At 67.4% G+C, this 17,679-nt stretch carries 16 protein-coding genes; 1 reads left to right on the top strand and 15 read right to left on the bottom strand.

The window, feature by feature from the left end:
- Nucleotides 1-3: 3 nt before the first annotated feature.
- The 12 genes from rpsC to ABZY20_RS20315 form a co-directional block, all read right to left on the bottom strand.
- A complete protein-coding gene (rpsC, locus tag ABZY20_RS20370; RefSeq protein ID WP_030839666.1) occupies nucleotides 4-831 on the bottom strand; it encodes a 30S ribosomal protein S3 in 828 nt (275 codons plus the stop codon).
- Entirely contained in the window at nucleotides 831-1,178 is a 348-nt protein-coding gene (gene rplV, locus ABZY20_RS20365; protein WP_010036727.1) for a 50S ribosomal protein L22, read from the bottom strand. The genes rpsC and rplV overlap by 1 nt, the downstream gene beginning before the upstream one ends.
- Before the next feature lie 44 nt (nucleotides 1,179-1,222).
- Nucleotides 1,223-1,504 (bottom strand): 30S ribosomal protein S19, encoded by a 282-nt coding sequence (gene rpsS / locus ABZY20_RS20360; RefSeq protein WP_053759516.1) that lies wholly within the window; start codon nucleotides 1,502-1,504, stop codon nucleotides 1,223-1,225.
- A 12-nt stretch (nucleotides 1,505-1,516) separates the two neighbouring features.
- Nucleotides 1,517-2,353: a 50S ribosomal protein L2 gene (gene rplB / locus ABZY20_RS20355; RefSeq protein WP_167991126.1), complete on the bottom strand. Its 837-nt coding sequence runs from the start codon at nucleotides 2,351-2,353 to the stop codon at nucleotides 1,517-1,519.
- Nucleotides 2,354-2,391: 38 nt separating this feature from the next.
- Nucleotides 2,392-2,811: a 50S ribosomal protein L23 gene (rplW, locus tag ABZY20_RS20350; protein WP_356442902.1), complete on the bottom strand. Its 420-nt coding sequence runs from the start codon at nucleotides 2,809-2,811 to the stop codon at nucleotides 2,392-2,394.
- Complete coding sequence (gene rplD / locus ABZY20_RS20345; protein ID WP_356442901.1) at nucleotides 2,811-3,467, bottom strand: 50S ribosomal protein L4; 657 nt, start codon at nucleotides 3,465-3,467, stop codon at nucleotides 2,811-2,813. The genes rplW and rplD overlap by 1 nt, the downstream gene beginning before the upstream one ends.
- A gap of 4 nt (nucleotides 3,468-3,471) precedes the next feature.
- Nucleotides 3,472-4,116, bottom strand: a complete 645-nt coding sequence (gene rplC, locus ABZY20_RS20340) for a 50S ribosomal protein L3 (RefSeq protein WP_010036739.1) — start codon at nucleotides 4,114-4,116, stop codon at nucleotides 3,472-3,474.
- A gap of 17 nt (nucleotides 4,117-4,133) precedes the next feature.
- Nucleotides 4,134-4,442, bottom strand: a complete 309-nt coding sequence (gene rpsJ, locus ABZY20_RS20335) for a 30S ribosomal protein S10 (protein WP_003948644.1) — start codon at nucleotides 4,440-4,442, stop codon at nucleotides 4,134-4,136.
- 560 nt (nucleotides 4,443-5,002) lie between these two features.
- A complete protein-coding gene (locus ABZY20_RS20330; protein ID WP_356442900.1) occupies nucleotides 5,003-5,500 on the bottom strand; it encodes a hypothetical protein in 498 nt (165 codons plus the stop codon).
- A gap of 46 nt (nucleotides 5,501-5,546) precedes the next feature.
- Entirely contained in the window at nucleotides 5,547-10,049 is a 4,503-nt protein-coding gene (locus ABZY20_RS20325) for a DUF6531 domain-containing protein (RefSeq protein ID WP_356442899.1), read from the bottom strand.
- 137 nt (nucleotides 10,050-10,186) lie between these two features.
- Nucleotides 10,187-11,161: an SUKH-3 domain-containing protein gene (locus ABZY20_RS20320; protein ID WP_356442898.1), complete on the bottom strand. Its 975-nt coding sequence runs from the start codon at nucleotides 11,159-11,161 to the stop codon at nucleotides 10,187-10,189.
- Between the two features lie 57 nt (nucleotides 11,162-11,218).
- Complete coding sequence (locus ABZY20_RS20315) at nucleotides 11,219-11,866, bottom strand: hypothetical protein (protein WP_356442897.1); 648 nt, start codon at nucleotides 11,864-11,866, stop codon at nucleotides 11,219-11,221.
- A 339-nt stretch (nucleotides 11,867-12,205) separates the two neighbouring features.
- Here ABZY20_RS20315 and ABZY20_RS20310 point away from each other — a divergent pair, with 339 nt between their 5' ends.
- Entirely contained in the window at nucleotides 12,206-13,507 is a 1,302-nt protein-coding gene (locus ABZY20_RS20310; RefSeq protein WP_356442896.1) for a family 16 glycosylhydrolase, read from the top strand.
- Between the two features lie 186 nt (nucleotides 13,508-13,693).
- Here ABZY20_RS20310 and tuf read toward each other — a convergent pair whose 3' ends face one another.
- The 3 genes from tuf to rpsG form a co-directional block, all read right to left on the bottom strand.
- Nucleotides 13,694-14,887 (bottom strand): elongation factor Tu, encoded by a 1,194-nt coding sequence (gene tuf, locus ABZY20_RS20305; protein WP_016434619.1) that lies wholly within the window; start codon nucleotides 14,885-14,887, stop codon nucleotides 13,694-13,696.
- A 155-nt stretch (nucleotides 14,888-15,042) separates the two neighbouring features.
- Nucleotides 15,043-17,169 (bottom strand): elongation factor G, encoded by a 2,127-nt coding sequence (fusA, locus tag ABZY20_RS20300; protein WP_356442895.1) that lies wholly within the window; start codon nucleotides 17,167-17,169, stop codon nucleotides 15,043-15,045.
- 39 nt (nucleotides 17,170-17,208) lie between these two features.
- Nucleotides 17,209-17,679 (bottom strand): 30S ribosomal protein S7, encoded by a 471-nt coding sequence (gene rpsG, locus ABZY20_RS20295; RefSeq protein ID WP_003998848.1) that lies wholly within the window; start codon nucleotides 17,677-17,679, stop codon nucleotides 17,209-17,211.

Here is a 17,679-nt window from a genome sequence, read left to right as displayed (position 1 = left end):
CGGTCAGGCCTCCGTTCCGGTGCTCTCAGCCGGAGCGGCGGCGGGAGCCTCGGCCTTGGGGGCCTCGGCACCGGCAGCCTGCTGCGGCTTGCGACCGCGCCCGCCACGCTCGCCACCGCGGCCACCACGGGCCGGGCGGTCGGCGCCACCACGGGCCGGGCGGTTACCCGCACGGGCAGCGGCGTTCTCGGCGCGGACCTCGGCGATGTTCTTGACGTCGCCCTTGTAGATCCAGACCTTCACGCCGATGCGGCCGAAGGTCGTCTTGGCCTCGAAGAAGCCGTAGTCCACGTTCGCGCGGAGCGTGTGCAGGGGCACGCGGCCCTCGCGGTAGAACTCCGAGCGGGACATCTCGGCGCCGCCGAGGCGGCCACCGCACTGGATCTTGATGCCCTTGGCGCCGGCCTTCATCGCCGACTGCATGCTCTTGCGCATGGCACGGCGGAAGGAGACGCGGGACGAGAGCTGCTCGGCGACGGCCTGGGCCACGAGCTGAGCGTCCGTCTCGGGGTTCTTGACCTCGAGGATGTTCAGCTGGACCTGCTTGCCGGTGAGCTTCTCGAGGTCGCCGCGGATGCGGTCGGCCTCGGCGCCGCGGCGGCCGATGACGATGCCCGGACGAGCGGTGTGGATGTCCACACGCACGCGGTCACGGGTGCGCTCGATCTCGACCTTGGAGATGCCGGCGCGCTCCATGCCGGACGTCATCATCCGGCGGATGGCGACGTCTTCCTTGACGTAGTCCTTGTACAGCTTGTCGGCGTACCAACGCGACTTGAAGTCGGTCGTGACACCGAGCCGGAACCCGTGCGGGTTTACCTTCTGGCCCATTACCGGGTTCCTTCCTTGCTGCTGACGACCACGGTGATGTGGCTGGTCCGCTTGCGGATCCGGTAGGCACGGCCCTGGGCACGCGGCCGGAACCGCTTCAGGGTCGGGCCCTCGTCGACGTAGGCCTCGGAGATGTAGAGGCTGTCGACATCGGTGTGGTCGTAGTTGTGCGCGGCGTTGGCGATGGCGCTGTCCAGCACCTTGCCGACCGGCACGCTCGCGGCCTGCGGGGCGAAACGCAGGACCGCCTGAGCCTCCGTGGCGTTCAGGCCACGGATGAGGTCCACCACGCGGCGGGCCTTCATGGGCGTGACGCGGATGTACCGCGCCTGGGCCCTGGCTTCCATGGTTGTCCTTCCAGTGTCTGTCATGGTCGATTGCACCCCGCCGACTAGCGGCGCTTCGACTTCCGGTCGTCCTTGACGTGGCCCCGGAAGGTGCGGGTCGGCGAGAACTCGCCGAGCTTGTGGCCGACCATCGACTCGGTGACGAACACCGGAATGTGGGTCTTGCCGTTGTGCACCGCGAGCGTGTGGCCGAGCATGGCCGGCACGATCATCGAGCGACGGGACCAGGTCTTGATGACGTTCTTGGTGCCGGCTTCGTTCTGGGCGTCCACCTTCTTCATCAGGTGGTCGTCGACGAAGGGCCCCTTCTTCAAGCTACGAGGCATCTCAACCCGTCCTTAGCGCTTCTTGTTCGTCTTGCGGCGGCGGACGATGTACTTGTTCGACGCCTTCTTGGGCGAACGAGTACGGCCTTCCTTCTTGCCCCACGGGGACACAGGGTGACGACCACCGGAGGTCCGGCCCTCACCACCACCGTGCGGGTGGTCAACCGGGTTCATGACCACACCACGGACGGTCGGGCGAACGCCCAGCCACCGCTTACGGCCCGCCTTGCCCCAGTTGATGTTGCTCTGCTCGGCGTTGCCGACCTCGCCCACAGTGGCGCGGCAGCGGACGTCGACCAGGCGGATCTCACCGGACGGCATGCGCAGGTGGGCCATGGAGCCCTCCTTCGCGAGCAGCTGCACCGAGGCGCCGGCGGAGCGGGCGAACTTCGCGCCGCCACCCGGACGCAGCTCGATGGCGTGCAGCGTGGTACCGACCGGGATGTTGCGCAGGGCGAGGTTGTTGCCCGGCTTGATGTCGGCCCCGGGACCGTTCTCGACGCGGTCGCCCTGGTTCAGGCCACGCGGCGCGAGGATGTAGCGCTTCTCGCCGTCCGCGTAGTGCAGGAGCGCGATGCGCGCGGTGCGGTTGGGGTCGTACTCGATGTGCGCGACCTTCGCCGGCACGCCGTCCTTGTCGTGACGACGGAAGTCGATCACGCGGTAGGCGCGCTTGTGGCCACCGCCCTGGTGGCGGACGGTCACACGACCGGAGTTGTTACGGCCACCCTTGCTGTGCAGGGGGCGGACCAACGACTTCTCCGGCGTGGACCGCGTGACCTCGACGAAGTCGGCGACGCTCGAGCCACGGCGGCCCGGCGTAGTCGGCTTGTACTTGCGGATTCCCATTTCTCAGTCCTCGTCCGATATCGGACGATCCGACCCGCTTACGCGGTCGGACCGCCGAAGATGTCGATACGGTCGCCCTCGGCGAGGGTCACGATCGCGCGCTTGGTGGACGCGCGCTGGCCGAAGCCCGTGCGGGTCCGCTTGCGCTTGCCCTGGCGGTTGATCGTGTTGACCCCGGTGACCTTGACCGAGAAGACCGCCTGGACGGCCTGCTTGATCTGGGTCTTGTTGGCGCTCGGGTCCACGATGAACGTGTACTTGCCCTCGTCGAGGAGCGCGTAGCTCTTCTCGGAGACGACCGGCTTGAGCAGCACGTCACGGTGGTCCGTGAAGGACTTGCTCAGCGGGGTCTCGACGGTGTTCTTGCCCTCGGCGGCGTGGCGGCGCGCCTTGGCGACGCGAGCGGCCTTGGCCTTCTTCGCCGCCTTGGAGGCGATTGCGGGGTGACGGATAGCCATCAGACCTCGCTCCCTTCGGTGTCATTGGCCTTCGGGCCGGACACGAAGGACTCGAAGGCGGCCTTGGTGAAGACCACGTCGTCCGAGACGAGAACGTCGTACGTGTTCAGCTGGCCCGGCTCCAGGATGTGGACCTGGGGCAGGTTGCGGGCGGACAGCCACGCGGCCTCGTCGGCGCGGTCGACGACCAGGAGCAGGTTCTTGCGCTCCGAGATCTTGCCGAACAGCGTCCGGGCGGCCTTCGTCGAGGGGCTGTCACCCTCGACCACGCCGGAGACGACGTGGATGCGGTTGTGGCGGGCCCGGTCGGTGAGGGCGTGACGCAGGGCGGCAGCCTTCATCTTCTTCGGGGTCCGCTGCGAGTAGTCACGCGGCACGGGACCGTGCACGACGCCACCACCGGCGAACTGCGGCGCGCGGGTCGAACCCTGACGGGCGCGACCGGTGCCCTTCTGGCGGTACGGCTTCTTGCCACCGCCGCGGACTTCGCCACGGGTCTTGGTCTTGTGCGTGCCCTGACGGGCCGCGGCCAGCTGCGCGACGACGACCTGGTGGATCAGCGGGATGCTGACCTTCTCGACGTCGAAGATCTCCGCGGGGAGCTCGACGGAACCGGCCTTGTCGCCCGCCGGCGAAAGGATGTCAACAGTGCTCATTACCTCAGGCCCCCTTGGCCGCGGTGCGGACCAGGACGAGGCCGCCGTTCGGACCGGGAACCGCGCCCTTGATGAGCAGCAGACCCTTCTCCGCGTCAACGGCGTGGACGGTCAGGTTCTGGGTGGTGACCCGCTCGTTGCCCATGCGACCCGCCATGCGGAGGCCCTTGAACACACGGCCCGGGGTGGCGCAGCCACCGATGGAACCGGGAGAGCGGTGCTTGCGCTGGGTGCCGTGTCCGGCGCCGAGGCCACGGAAGTTGTGGCGCTTCATGACACCGGCGAAGCCCTTGCCCTTGCTCTTGCCGGTCACGTCGACCTTCACGCCGGCCTCGAACACCTCAGCGGTGATCTCCTGGCCCAGCGTGTACTCGGAGGCGTCCGCGGTGCGGATCTCGACGAGGTGGCGACGGGGGGTGACGTCGGCCTTGGCGAAGTGGCCCTTGAGGGGCTTGTTCACCTTGCGCGGGTCGATCTCGCCGAAGGCGATCTGGACGGACTCGTAGCCGTCGACATCGTTCGTGCGGACCTGGGTGACGACGTTGGGCCCGGCCTTGACGACGGTGACGGGGACCACGCGGTTGTTCGCGTCCCACACCTGCGTCATACCGAGCTTCTCGCCCAGGATGCCCTTGATCTGCTTAGCCATCTCTCAGATCACCGGCCTCAGAGCTTGATCTCGATGTCGACACCGGCCGGGAGGTCGAGTCGCATCAGAGAGTCAACGGTCTTGGGGGTCGGGTCGAGGATGTCGATCAGGCGCTTGTGCGTGCGCATCTCGAAGTGCTCGCGCGAGTCCTTGTACTTGTGCGGCGACTTGATGACGCAGTACACGTTCTTCTCAGTGGGCAGCGGCACCGGGCCCGCGACCGACGCACCAGTACGCGTCACCGTCTCGACGATCTTCTTCGCCGAGCTGTCGATGACCTCGTGGTCGTAGGCCTTGAGCCGGATGCGGATCTTCTGTCCCGCCATGGCTACTCAGTAGTCCTGTCTCTTCTCACGCTCTGGAACCCGGCGGATTCCTTCTGCTGCCTTCGCTCCTCCGACCCACGCGGTCGGGCGTGTCGCGCTCCCGCTGACACAGATGTCCCTTGTCCGAACATCCCTGCGGGATTGCACACGGCCCTTCCGGTACCGCGAGCCGGGGGCAAAGGCCCACCGGGTGCCTGGCCGGTGCCGCGCATACACTTCCCGGAAGATTCCCGTACGTCCGCCCCAGCGCTGCCGTGGTGGCAGTTAGGGCGACGAGTACTGTGGGACTCGCTTCCGGTCCCCCCGGCGGGAGGCGCGCAGCATCAACACTCGACCGAGCAACTCGGACAGTCTGCCATATGGGGCAGTGGGGATGCCAATCGAGCCGGAGAGAGTACCCCGGGGGTGATGTTGGTCAAACACAAGACCGGGCGGCCCTGCCTCCCGTCCGGGCCTCACAGGTGGAGGATCCGCTCCAGCGTTGCGCCGCAGGCCCAATGGCGGCCTTCCCCGGTCGGGCGCGTCGGACGCGGGTCGCAGCGGCGGTGGATTTCGGCAACCTACGAGTCGGCTGCCGAGGGGTCGAAGGATGCCACGAAGTCACGCACGACATCCCTGGAGAACGGGTCGGTGTCTGGATCTTCCGGGGTCACGACGCTGACCGCGTAGTACTGGGACAGCAGGAGTCGGGTCCCTTCGGCCGCCGCTTCCTGTTCCGGGGAGCGGACGTGCACGCCGGAGACCGTGGTCGCGTGCAGCGGTTGCCCGTGATGGCGATAGAAGACGGCATACGGTCCTTGCCTCGCGGCGTCGAGGGCGTAGCCGTTCGCCTCCCAGAACTCCTCCATTTCCCTACCGGAAGAAAAGGTGACGATGCCCGGGAAGTCATCGTCGGCCGACTCCGGCAGGCGCCAGTCCGCTGCGGCGCCGTCCGTCAGCGGTTCGCCGTACACGAAGAGCCCCGGCCACCGCTGCTGACCGAGTCGGACGAAGCGGCGCATGGCCTCGGGGAACGACGCGTCGGCGATGAAGTCGGTCGAGTGACCGGTGAGATCCATGAGAATTCCTCAAATGTGCTGTGGGGTGTCGCAGCGGACGCGTCCTTCAGGCTTTCCACTTCGATGTCGGGCCGTGATACCTGATCGCGTCACGGGGGATGGCCACGTCGTTGTTGGAGAACCAGATGTGGTCCCGTCCACCCCTGAGTCGTCCTGAGAAGAGCTTCTTTTCCACCTCGAACTCGATCATGTATTCACTCTTCTCCTTGGTCAGACCGAGGTAGGACTTGAAGCCACCGGGCCTCTTGGCTACGTCGGCCGGACTCATGGGCGTGACGTATACGGCAGCCGCGTTCTTGCTCTTGGTGTTCGTAGGAACCTTGAGAGTGATGCCGTCCTTGCCACCGCCACCCATGATCTTGTTGTAGCCGTTCTTGTCGGTGTAGTGCCGGATGACCGCCTTGCACGAAGGCGCAAGGCCCAGCGGGTCGACCCAGACGAGCGGGTTGATCACATATGCGTGGTGGTGCGGTGCCGGTTCCAGCCCGAGTGGGTCGGGGCTGTGATAGCGCGCCGTGGCGGGGTCGTAGTAACGATGATGGTTGTAGTGCAGCCCTGACTCGGCGTCGAAGTACTGGCCCGGAAAGCGCAGCGGGCACTCAACGGGGTCAGCGGGCGGGTCACGGAGCGGCAGACCCCATAGGGTGCCGCGCGAACGCCAGACCGTGCGCCCCACCTCATCGACGAGTTCCGTGGGCGTGCCCACGAGGTCGGTGACGATGGAGTAGAACCGCTCGTCCACCCACGCATCGCCGGCCGGCCGCTCCTCCAAGCGGGTGCGCTGGACGAGAGGACGGTCGCCACCGGGTTCCCAGTCCCAGGTGGTGACGCGATGCCGACTGGTTTCTGCCGAGTCGGAGCGGCATGCTTCCGCCAGCCGAGTGCCGTCCCACGCGAAATCGGTGCGCTCGACCACCACTTCGCCATCCGGAGCGAGGAGTTCCTTGGCGATGCGTCTGCCCAGCGGGTCATAGCGGTAGCGCCAGTGACGCCCGTCCGGCGTGGTGACCGCTCGCAGGCGGTCTTCCGCATCCCAGCTGAAGAGCCAGGTACGGGACCCTCCGGACAGCAGTGCACGGGTGTGACGGACCACGCGGCCCTGTGCGTCGTGTTCGTACCGCGACCGTCCGGCGGTCTGCACCAGCGTGCCGCTGTAGGTCATGCGCCCCTGAACCCTGCTGTCGGAGTCATGGGCCTCGGCGAGGCTTCCGGCACGGACTTCGGAATGGATCAGGTTGCCCAGCGCGTCGTAGGCATACGTCTCGCGCCGGTCGGTGGCGGTGACCGCCGTGACCCGTCCGGTCTGGTCGAGCTCATAGGCCACGGGGCCCGTGGCGGAGTCGGTGACAGTGCCGGGCAGGCCATCGGACCGGTAGGCGTATCGCCGGTCGAGGCCACCGGCCGGCGTTCCCGATGTCCGTACGGCCTGGGACAGCAACCGGTGGCCGACGGTCCACTCCTGGAGCAGGGACGCTCCCGTCGGCATGGAACGCAGGACCTCACGACCCGCCGCATCGTAGGCGAACGCAACCTTGTGAGACGAGCCACGCAGTTCGACCGGCCGGTGATCGGCGTCGTACTGCCACGCGCTGAGCGCGCCCGCGGGGGTTCGCCGTTGCAGCCGCCGGCCCAAGGCGTCATATGTGTTCGCCAGGACTCGGCCGTTGCAGCTTTCTGTCAGCACCCGGCCGAGCGCGTCATACGTGAAGCGGAGATCGGCATCCTGATTGACCGCCCTGACCAGGCCACCGGCCTGGTCGTACTCGAAGGTGCTGATGCAACCGTCCGAGTCCCACTGCTGGATCACCCGGTCCAGGAGGTCATGGCTGTAGCGAACGCTTTGTCCCGCGCCGTTGGTGCGCTCAGTGATCCGGTGCGCCGCGTCGTAGCGGTAGGTGACGGTCCGGCCGTTGAAGTCCGTCTCCTGGACGACGTTACCCCGGGGGTCATATGTGTACGTCCACACCTGCCCCAGGGCGTTGCGGACACACACGGGACGGAGTTCGGTGTCGTAGCTGATCTCTGTCCGGGTTCCATCAGGAGCGATCCGGGCCGCGACCCTGTCGAAGGGGGCGGGCTCGAACCGTGTGAGGCGGCCACCCGTGTCGGTGTGGGTGAGTGGACTGCCCTCGGCGTCGTAGGTCCAGCTCTCCATGGCGCCGTCGGGGTACACGCGTCGCGCCGGACGCCCCTCGGTTGTCCAGTCGACCGTGGTCACCGCGCCATCGGGCTCGACGACCTCCCGGACTCGTCCGAACGCGTCGTAGGCGAAGTGCGTGGTCGCACCCAGCGCGGAGAACACCGCCGTCGGAAGCCCCGCCTTGTTGCTGTGGACCCGGCTCTCGTTGCCCAACGAGTCGGTGACCGAGGCGACCGCGCCGTGCTCGTCGTAGCCATAGACGGTGGTCGCACCAGCGGGATCAGTGATCGCGACTGCGTTCCCACGCTCGTCATAGACGTACCGCCACTGTGCGCCGTCCTGCTCCGTGGTGGAGACCAGAGCACCGTCGGTGTCGTACGCGTACGCGGCGGAGCTTCCGTCGGGATGGACGACCCGGAGGGTGTTGCCGGCGTCGTCGTACTCGTAGGAGGTGGTTCGGCCCAGTGGATCGGTGAGGGAGAGGAGGTTGTCGTAGCGGTCCCAGATGCGGGTCGTGGTGTGACCGAGAGGATCGGTCTCGGTCACGAGCTGGTAGGCGTCGTTGAATTGGTACGTGGTGCTGTGCCCGAGGGAGTTCGTTGCTACGGAGGTGCGGTTCTCCGTGTCATAGGCGTAGGTGTAGTCGAGGATGCCCTCAGTGCCTCGGGTACGAGTACAGCGGCCCTCCGGGTCGTACCTGTAGCGGTACCAGGTCCCGCTGCGGTCCTCCCAGCCAGTAATACGGCGCTGTTCGTCGTAGGAGAGCTTCAGCGGCAGACCGGAGGAGTTGTAGATCTCCGTGAGGTTCCCAAAGGCGTCGTACCCGTAGCGCTGGAGGACCGGTCGCTCGGCGTCACTCAGCAGGACGAAGGCTGTGATCCGGCCATGGTCGGTGGTCACGCCGAGGCGGTAGCCGCCGGTGTGGGTGATCTGCTGCGGTTCTCCGTCGGGCCCGTACCGCACCTGCATCGCGTTGCCGTTGCGGTCCTTGACCATGGTCAATGGGAGTTCGGCGACCGGCTGGCCCGGTAGGGGCCCGAAGTGGAGAGTCAGCCCCGAGTCCGGCAGCCGCACGAACATGGCGCCGCCATCCAAGCCGTCCCACTCCAAGGGCCAGCGTGGGCCCTCGACCGGCTGCACAGAGACGCCGGGCTCCGGGACGGGGTAGGTGAGGACCATGCCGTCGGCCGTGGTGAAGCGGACTCCGTCCGGTTCGAGTATCAGTCTTTGGTCCAGAGTGGATGCCCAAGCGGGACCGAACCAGCGGCCGGTACACAGACCGGTGCGGTGGTGACGCTCAAGTTCCAGAGGGAGTACGCCGTCCAGCGTGACGTCTGTTTCGGACATGACCATCTGGCCGGTGGCCATGTCGACCGGGTCACCACATGTGACGAGTTTCTTCATCTGGCGGCTGAGGGCTCGGGTGCCCTTGCCAAGCCCCTTGACCCCCAGTGCCATGCCTTTGAGCCCGGTCTTCCCGAAAGCCTTCAGGCCCTTGGCCATGCCGCCCAGGGTCGTCAGGCCCTTCATGCCCGGGATGCAGTCCAGCGCCGCCAACCCCACGTCCCATAGGGACGCTTGGCCCTTTGAGTATTTGTAGAGCGTGTCCGCGAGCACGACAGCGGCCGCTATCAGCACGATCGCGCCCAGAATCGGCCCACCGATGATCATCGCGACGATCCCGACGACCGCCACGACGACCTTGCACACCGCGACGATGGTGTCCCAGTTGTCCGTGAACCAGTCGCCGACCTCCTCCCACCACGACCGGTTCTGAATACCCGCGTCCGAGGCCTCGTCGATCTTCGACTTGGCCTCCCGCGCGGCCTCCTCACGCATCTTGCGCGCGTCCTCGGCCATCTTCTTCGCCGCGGCGAGCGCGTCCTGCGCGTCGGAGACGTCCGACTGGGCCTTGGTCTGGGCGGACTTCGCGTGCTGCACATCCCGCGTCGCCGCACGGACCTTGGCCTCGTCCGGCTTGTCCGCATCCGACTTGCTGCCCGTCGGATCGTCCTTGTACTTGTCCGCCTCCTTGCCGGCCCGCGTCACCCACGAGTCGGCGGAGGCGAGGCGGGACTGGGCGGAGGAGAGGCTGTCGCGGGCCTCGCGCCCTTTGCGCAGGGCCTTGTCCGCCAGGGACTGCGCACGCTCCAGCTTCGGCCAGAAGTCCGCCAGCGCGTCCCCGCACATCTCATAGGACTTCTTCAGCTTCTTGAGGTTCTTCGGGACATCCCCGAAGTCCTCCTTGAAGACGTCCGCCGACTTGCCCGCCCACTCCAGCAGCGTCCCCTCGCCCGCCATGCCCTTGACCAGACGCAACGCATCCGAGACATCGTCGGCGAAGTCGTGCAGCGTCTTGGCCAGCGTGCGCACCCGCTGCGGATCACCAGGCGTCGGATCCTTGTCCAAGTCCAGGACATGCCAATCCGTCGGCCTGTGCCCCGCCATACCGCAACCCCCGTCACGTACGCACCTACATCAACAGCCGTATGCACACGTGAACTTACAAGGCGGAGTGGTTCGGCGAGAAGGCAGGGCCGCAGCCTTCAGTAGGAAGCCGTCGGCCGGATCCTGCTCGTGAGCCTCCGGAGAGCTTCGTCGGGCGTGGGGGCCAGTAGCCAGACGCTGTCCATGCCGGCATAGACCGAGCCGTCCTCGGCCATGGCCAGATACTGGTTCCCGCGGTCGCGCGTGCCGATCGGGTACAGGGCGACGCCCGCCTGCTCGGAGAGGTCGTCGATGATCTCCGCGTCCCAGAACGCCGCCAGCGGATCCAGCGAGAACTCCATCCACGGCATCGAGTCCCACGGATCCCGGTGGGATACGCCCATGGCGCCGAACTCGGACAGGAAGCACCGTGCCGCGTCGTGGACCTCGGATGCGCCGGCCTGCTGGAGGATGCCTTCCCACGTCTCCGTGGGGATCGACCGGCCGGGGAACCAGCCGCCGGCCCGCAGCACCCGGTCCGTCTCCTCGGGCCAGCGCGACCCGGCATCCGGACCGGTCTCCACCGAGTGCAGTCGTCTCCAGAAAGGGCTCTCGGCCGTCGCAACGCCGAGCGTCCAGAGGGCGGACCGGGCGCCCTGCGCCTCGACCAGGCGGGACAGCGCCCGGCCGGTGGTCGGGGCGAGCAGTTCCACACGGTCCCTCACGAGGTGAAGGGCGCCGTCCTCGGCGATGCCCAGGAAACTGGCACCCTCGTCCGCCGTACCCACAGGGTAGAGGAGCGCTCCGGCCTCCCCGCTGGCCCTCACGAACCGCTCGTCCTGCCATTGCGCGCGCAAGGGATCGAAGCGGACGGCGGACGACGTGCTGATCGAATCCGCGGGCCAGCCGTAGGTCACCAGCCCGCCGAAGGCGGAGAGGAACCGGCGTGCCGCGTCGTGGGCCACGAAGTCCCCACGCTCGTTCAGGACCGCCTCCCAAGTGACCGTCGGCACCGAGCGCCCGGGGTGCCAGCCCGCACGGCGCAGTACGGCTTCCGTCTGCGGGGGCCAGTCCCGCGTGTCACCGTCGCTCACACCCCACCGTCGCTCACCAGAACGCCCTCGAACGCCAGTGCAGCGTCGGGAAACCGATCAGCTCGTGAACCGGAACGTCGACGTGATCGCGTCGAAGATGTCGAAGAACGAGTCCGCGAGGTCGAGCACCTGGCTGCTGCCCGCGACCAGGGCGACCTTGCCCTCCTGGCCCGGCACCGGGATGTACGTCTGCATCAGCACGGCCCGGACGGTGCGGTTGAGCTCATCGCCCGGTACGGCGATGTCCTCGATGCCGTACGTACGCGCCGCCGGGCCGACGCCCGGGATGTCGACCGTCGTCACCTTGCGCCAGGAGTCGCCCTCCCGCTTGGCCTCCTTCACCGCGAGCTGGCTCGCGATGGCCGCCGGGTCGTTGGACAGCGGCTCACCGCGCTCGTTGCGGCCTCCGACCAGGGAGACGGTCACGGACCCCGTGATCGGCGTGTCGCCGCCGAAGTTCTCCGCCATGCAACCGCAGTACAGCGCGCCCGACTTCCACGCGTCCGCCGCGGCCTTGCGGAGGAAGTCGACGTACGTGTCCCGGTACTGCTCCAGCTCCGGGCGCTGCCGTACCCGCTCGGTCACCATGCGCCGGATCGAGTCGTCCCGCGACTCCGGCCGGACGTCGAACTCCCACCACGACTCCGGCACCTTGATCCGGAAACCGCCCCGCTCGACGGTCAGGGTCTCCACGTAGCGGGCCATGACGCCGGCCTCCCCGTTCTCTCGATCACTCGTGCGCCTATCGTCCCATCGCACGAGGGCGGGACACGACAAGTGCAGCGGCGTGAGACGGATACGGCGGACCTCAACCCTGCGCCTGCACCTGGCCGCAGCCGGTGACGACCGACGCTCCCTAACGCCGCCTTAAGCACGCTTTAAGCGATCCGGAGGTCACCCGGCCTGCTCCAACTCCCCCCAGTTCAGGCGGCCTTGACGGACCAATCGGGCAGTTGGTTGCATGCTGAACCGTCCGTAGCATCCCTCCACGGTCGACAGCGTCGGCCGCTCCCCCCATCCCCCACAGACAAGGTGAGTTCAGCCATGGCCGCTCATCGCACACGCCGTCGAACGCTCGGCGGGCTCGTCCCGCTGGTCTGCGCCTCCGTCGCCGCCGCGTTCACCCTGACCGCCCTCGGCCCGTCCGCCGCACAGGCCGATGCCGCCGCACAGGCGGGGACCACTACCACCTCCGCAGCCGCCGCCCTGACCTGGTCCGACGAGTTCAACGGCGCCGCCGGCAGCGCACCGGACCCGGCCAAGTGGACCGTGGAGACCGGCGGTTCCGGCAACGGAAACAACGAGCTGCAGTACTACACGAACGCCAGAGACAACGTTGCCCTCGACGGCAACGGCAACCTGGTCATCACCGCCCGCAAGAACTCCGACCCCGGACTCCAATGCTGGTACGGCACCTGCCAGTACACCTCCGCCCGGCTCAACACCGCCAAGACCTTCACGCAGGCCTACGGCCACTTCGAGGCCCGGATCAAGGTGCCGCGCGGCCAGGGCATGTGGCCCGCGTTCTGGATGCTCGGCAACGACCTGGGCAGCGTCGGATGGCCCAACAGCGGCGAGATCGACATCATGGAGAACGTCGGCCACGAGCCCGGCACCGTCCACGGCACCCTGCACGGCCCCGGTTACTCCGGCAGCGGCGGCATCGGCGCCGCGTACACGCTCCCCGGCGGCCGGGCCTTCGCCGACGACTTCCACGTCTTCGCCGTCGACTGGACGCCGGGGAAGATCATGTGGTCCGTCGACGGGCAGACCTACCAGACACGCACCCCGGCCGACCTCGGCGGTAAGAAGTGGGTCTACGACCACCCCTTCTTCCTGATCCTCAACCTCGCCGTCGGCGGCAACTGGCCCGGCAGCCCGGACGGGAACACCCAGTTCCCGCAGACGATGACCGTCGACTACGTCCGCGTCTCCACGTCCGACGGCTCGGACGGCGGCACCGGCACCACCGGCTCCGTCAAGGGCATCGGCGGCATGTGCGCCGACGTCGCCGGCGCCTCGACGGCCGACGGCACGCCCATCCAGCTCCACCACTGCACCGGTGTCGACGCCCAGAAGTGGACCCTCGGCAGCGACGGCACCGTGCGCGCCCTCGGCAAGTGCCTCGACGTGCGCGGCGGGTCCACCGCCGACGGAGCCGCGGTCCAGCTCTACACCTGCAACGGCACCAAGGCCCAGCAGTGGGTCCACACCGCGGCGCGCGACCTGGTCAACGTCGGCGCGGACAAGTGCCTGGACGCCAAGGGCAACTCCTCGGCCGACGGCACCCCGCTGCAGATCTGGACGTGCACCGGCGCCGCCAACCAGAAGTGGACGGTCGGCTGACCTCCTGCCGCCCCACAGCACCAACCCCCACGCCCCACAGCACCCCCCACGCAGACGCCCCCGGCTCCTCCACGAGCCGGGGGCGTCGCCCTCCCCCACGGCACGGCAAAGGGGCCCGCACGACCGAAGTCGTACGGGCCCCTCCGAGCCACTCAGGTCAGTAGACCCTCAAGCCAGTCCGAGGACTCACTTGTTGATCTTGGTGACCTGGCCGGCGCCCACGGTCCGGCCACCCTCACGGATGGCGAACTTCAGGCCCTCCTCCATGGCGACGGGCTGGATGAGCTCCACCTTCATCTCGGTGTTGTCACCCGGCATGACCATCTCGGTGCCCTCGGGGAGGGTCACCACGCCGGTCACGTCCGTCGTACGGAAGTAGAACTGCGGGCGGTAGTTGTTGAAGAACGGCGTGTGGCGGCCACCCTCGTCCTTGGACAGGATGTAGGCCTGCGCCTCGAACTCGGTGTGCGGGGTGACCGAGCCCGGCTTGATGATGACCTGGCCGCGCTCGACGTCCTCGCGCTTGATGCCACGGAGGAGCAGACCGACGTTCTCACCGGCCTGGCCCTCGTCGAGCAGCTTGCGGAACATCTCGATGCCGGTGACCGTGGTGGTGGTCTTCTCCGGCTTGATGCCCACGATGTCGACGGTCTCGTTGACCTTGAGGACACCACGCTCGATACGACCGGTGACGACGGTGCCACGACCGGTGATCGTGAAGACGTCCTCGATCGGCATCAGGAACGGCTTGTCGACGTCACGCTCGGGCTGCGGGATGTTCTCGTCCACGGCCTTCATCAGCTCGAGGACGGAGTTGCCCCACTCCTTGTCGCCCTCGAGGGCCTTGAGCGCGGAGACCTTGACGACCGGCAGGTCGTCGCCCGGGAACTCGTACTCGGAGAGCAGCTCACGGACCTCGAGCTCGACGAGCTCCAGGATCTCCTCGTCGTCCACCATGTCGGCCTTGTTCAGGGCGACGACGATGTACGGAACGCCGACCTGGCGGGCCAGGAGCACGTGCTCCTTGGTCTGCGGCATCGGGCCGTCGGTGGCGGCGACCACGAGGATGGCGCCGTCCATCTGCGCCGCACCCGTGATCATGTTCTTGATGTAGTCCGCGTGACCGGGGCAGTCGACGTGGGCGTAGTGCCGCGTCTCGGTCTGGTACTCGACGTGCGCGATCGAGATGGTGATACCGCGCTGGCGCTCCTCGGGAGCCTTGTCGATCTGGTCGAAGGCCGAGGCCTCGTTCAGGTCCGGGTACGCGTCGTGCAGCACCTTGGTAATGGCGGCCGTGAGGGTCGTCTTACCGTGGTCGATGTGACCGATGGTGCCGATGTTGACGTGCGGCTTAGTCCGCTCGAACTTCGCCTTCGCCACTGGGGTCCTCCTGGGAGTGGTTCTGGTACGCCTTACTTCATCGGCGCCAGGTGATCTTTGCTGGAAAGCCCGGGCCCCGGGGCATTCACCACGATTTGCGGTGGAATGCCCCTCAAGGCTCCGGAGTCAAGCCTACGGCGTGCAGACGCGCTGCGTTACTCGCCCTTGGCCTTCGCGATGATCTCCTCGGCGACGTTCCGCGGAACCTCGGCGTAGGAGTCGAACTGCATGGAGTAGCTCGCACGGCCGGACGTCTTGCTGCGCAGGTCGCCGACGTAGCCGAACATCTCCGAGAGGGGCACGAGGCCCTTCACGACGCGGGCACCGGCCCGCTCCTCCATGGCCTGGATCTGACCACGGCGGGAGTTGATGTCACCGATGACCTCGCCCATGTAGTCCTCGGGCGTGGTGACCTCGACGGCCATCATCGGCTCGAGCAGCACGGGGCTGGCCTTGCGCGCGGCCTCCTTGAAGGCCTGCGAACCGGCGATCTTGAACGCGAGCTCGGAGGAGTCCACCTCGTGGTAGGCACCGTCGAGCAGCGTCACGCGGACACCGGTCATCTCGTAGCCGGCGAGGATGCCGAACTGCATGGCCTCCTGCGCACCGGCGTCCACCGAAGGGATGTACTCCTTCGGCACACGGCCACCGGTCACCTTGTTGATGAACTCGTACGAGGCGTCGCCGCCCTCGATCGGCTCGATCGCGATGATGACGCGCGCGAACTGGCCGGTACCACCCGTCTGCTTCTTGTGGGTGAACTCGACCTTCTCGACGGCCTTGCGGATCGTCTCACGGTAGGCGACCTGCGGCTTGCCGACGTTGGCCTCGACCTTGAACTCACGGCGCATACGGTCGACCAGCACCTCGAGGTGCAGCTCGCCCATACCGCCGATGATGGTCTGGCCGGTCTCCTCGTCGGAGTGCACCTGGAAGGAGGGGTCCTCCTCGGCCAGGCGCTGGATCGCGACGCCGAGCTTCTCCTGGTCGCCCTTCGACTTGGGCTCGATGGCGACCTGGATGACCGGCGCCGGGAAGTCCATGGACTCCAGGATGACCGGGTTCTTGTCGTCGGACAGCGTCTCACCCGTGGTGGTCTGCTTCAGACCCATCACGGCGACGATGTCGCCGGCGCCCACCGAGTCGATCTCCTCACGCTTGTTCGCGTGCATGCGGTAGATCTTGCCGATGCGCTCCTTCTTGCCCTTCACGGAGTTCAGCACCGAGGTGCCGGACTCCAGGCGGCCCGAGTAGACCCGGACGAAGGTGAGCTTGCCGAGGTGCGGGTCGCTCATGATCTTGAACGCGAGCGCGGCGAGGGGCTCCTCTTCCGACGGCTTGCGCGAGATGACCTGCTCCGGGTCCTTGACGTCGTGGCCCTCGATGGCCTCGACGTCGAGCGGGGTGGGCAGGTAGCGCACGACCGCGTCGAGCAGGGGCTGAACGCCCTTGTTCTTGAACGCGGTGCCGCAGAACACGGGGGTGACGGTGGTGCCGCCGCCCTTGCCGGACGCGATGGTGATACGGCGGATCGCGGCGTAGAGCTGCTCCACGGTGGGCTCGGTGCCCTCCAGGTACAGCTCCATCAGCTCTTCGTCGTTCTCGGCGACGGCCTCGAGCAGCTTGCCGCGGTACTCCTCGGCAGCCTCGGCGTGGGTGTCCGGGATGTCGACGGTGTCGTACATCTCGCCCTTGGTCGCCTCGGCCGACCAGACCAGGGCCTTCATCGTCACGAGGTCGATGACGCCCTTGAAGTCCGCCTCCGCACCGATCGGCAGCTGCATGACCAGCGGCTGCGCGCCCAGGCGGTCCGAGATCATGTCCACGCAGCGGTGGAACTCGGCGCCGGTACGGTCCAGCTTGTTGACGAAGCAGATACGCGGCACGCCGTAACGGTCGGCCTGACGCCACACCGTCTCGGACTGCGGCTCGACACCGGCGACACCGTCGAACACCGTCACGGCACCGTCGAGCACACGCAGGGAGCGCTCCACCTCGACGGTGAAGTCGACGTGCCCCGGGGTGTCGATGATGTTGATGGTGTAGTCGTTGTCCTCGAGCGGCCAGTGACAGGTGGTCGCAGCAGACGTGATCGTGATGCCACGCTCCTGCTCCTGCTCCATCCAGTCCATGGTGGCGGCGCCGTCGTGGACCTCACCGATCTTGTACGACACACCGGTGTAGAACAGGATCCGCTCGGTGGTGGTCGTCTTGCCCGCGTCGATGTGGGCCATGATCCCGATGTTGCGGACCTTGGCCAGGTCAAGTGAAGTGGTAGCCATAAGGCTTCAGTCTTCTCTCGGTCTCGATGTGGGTAGCGACTACCAGCGGTAGTGCGCGAAGGCCTTGTTGGACTCGGCCATCTTGTGCGTGTCCTCGCGCTTCTTCACAGCGGCACCCAGGCCGTTGCTGGCGTCGAGGAGCTCGTTGAGCAGACGCTCGGTCATGGTCTTCTCGCGACGGGCGCGGGAGTAACCGACGAGCCAGCGCAGCGCCAGGGTGTTGGCACGGCCGGGCTTGACCTCGACCGGGACCTGGTAGGTGGCACCACCGACACGGCGGGACTTGACCTCGAGGGTCGGCTTGATGTTCTCGAGAGCGCGCTTCAGCGTGATGACCGGGTCGTTGCCGGTCTTCTCGCGCAGGCCCTCCATGGCGCCGTAGACGATGCGCTCGGCGGTGGAGCGCTTGCCGTTCAGCAGCACCTTGTTGATCAGGGAGGTCACCAGAGGAGAGCCGTAGACCGGGTCGATGATGACCGGGCGCTTCGGGGCGGGGCCCTTACGAGGCAT

This window comes from Streptomyces sp. NPDC006624 (assembly GCF_040611555.1).
Classification (GTDB): domain Bacteria; phylum Actinomycetota; class Actinomycetes; order Streptomycetales; family Streptomycetaceae; genus Streptomyces.
This window is presented reverse-complemented; position numbering and strand designations above follow the sequence as displayed.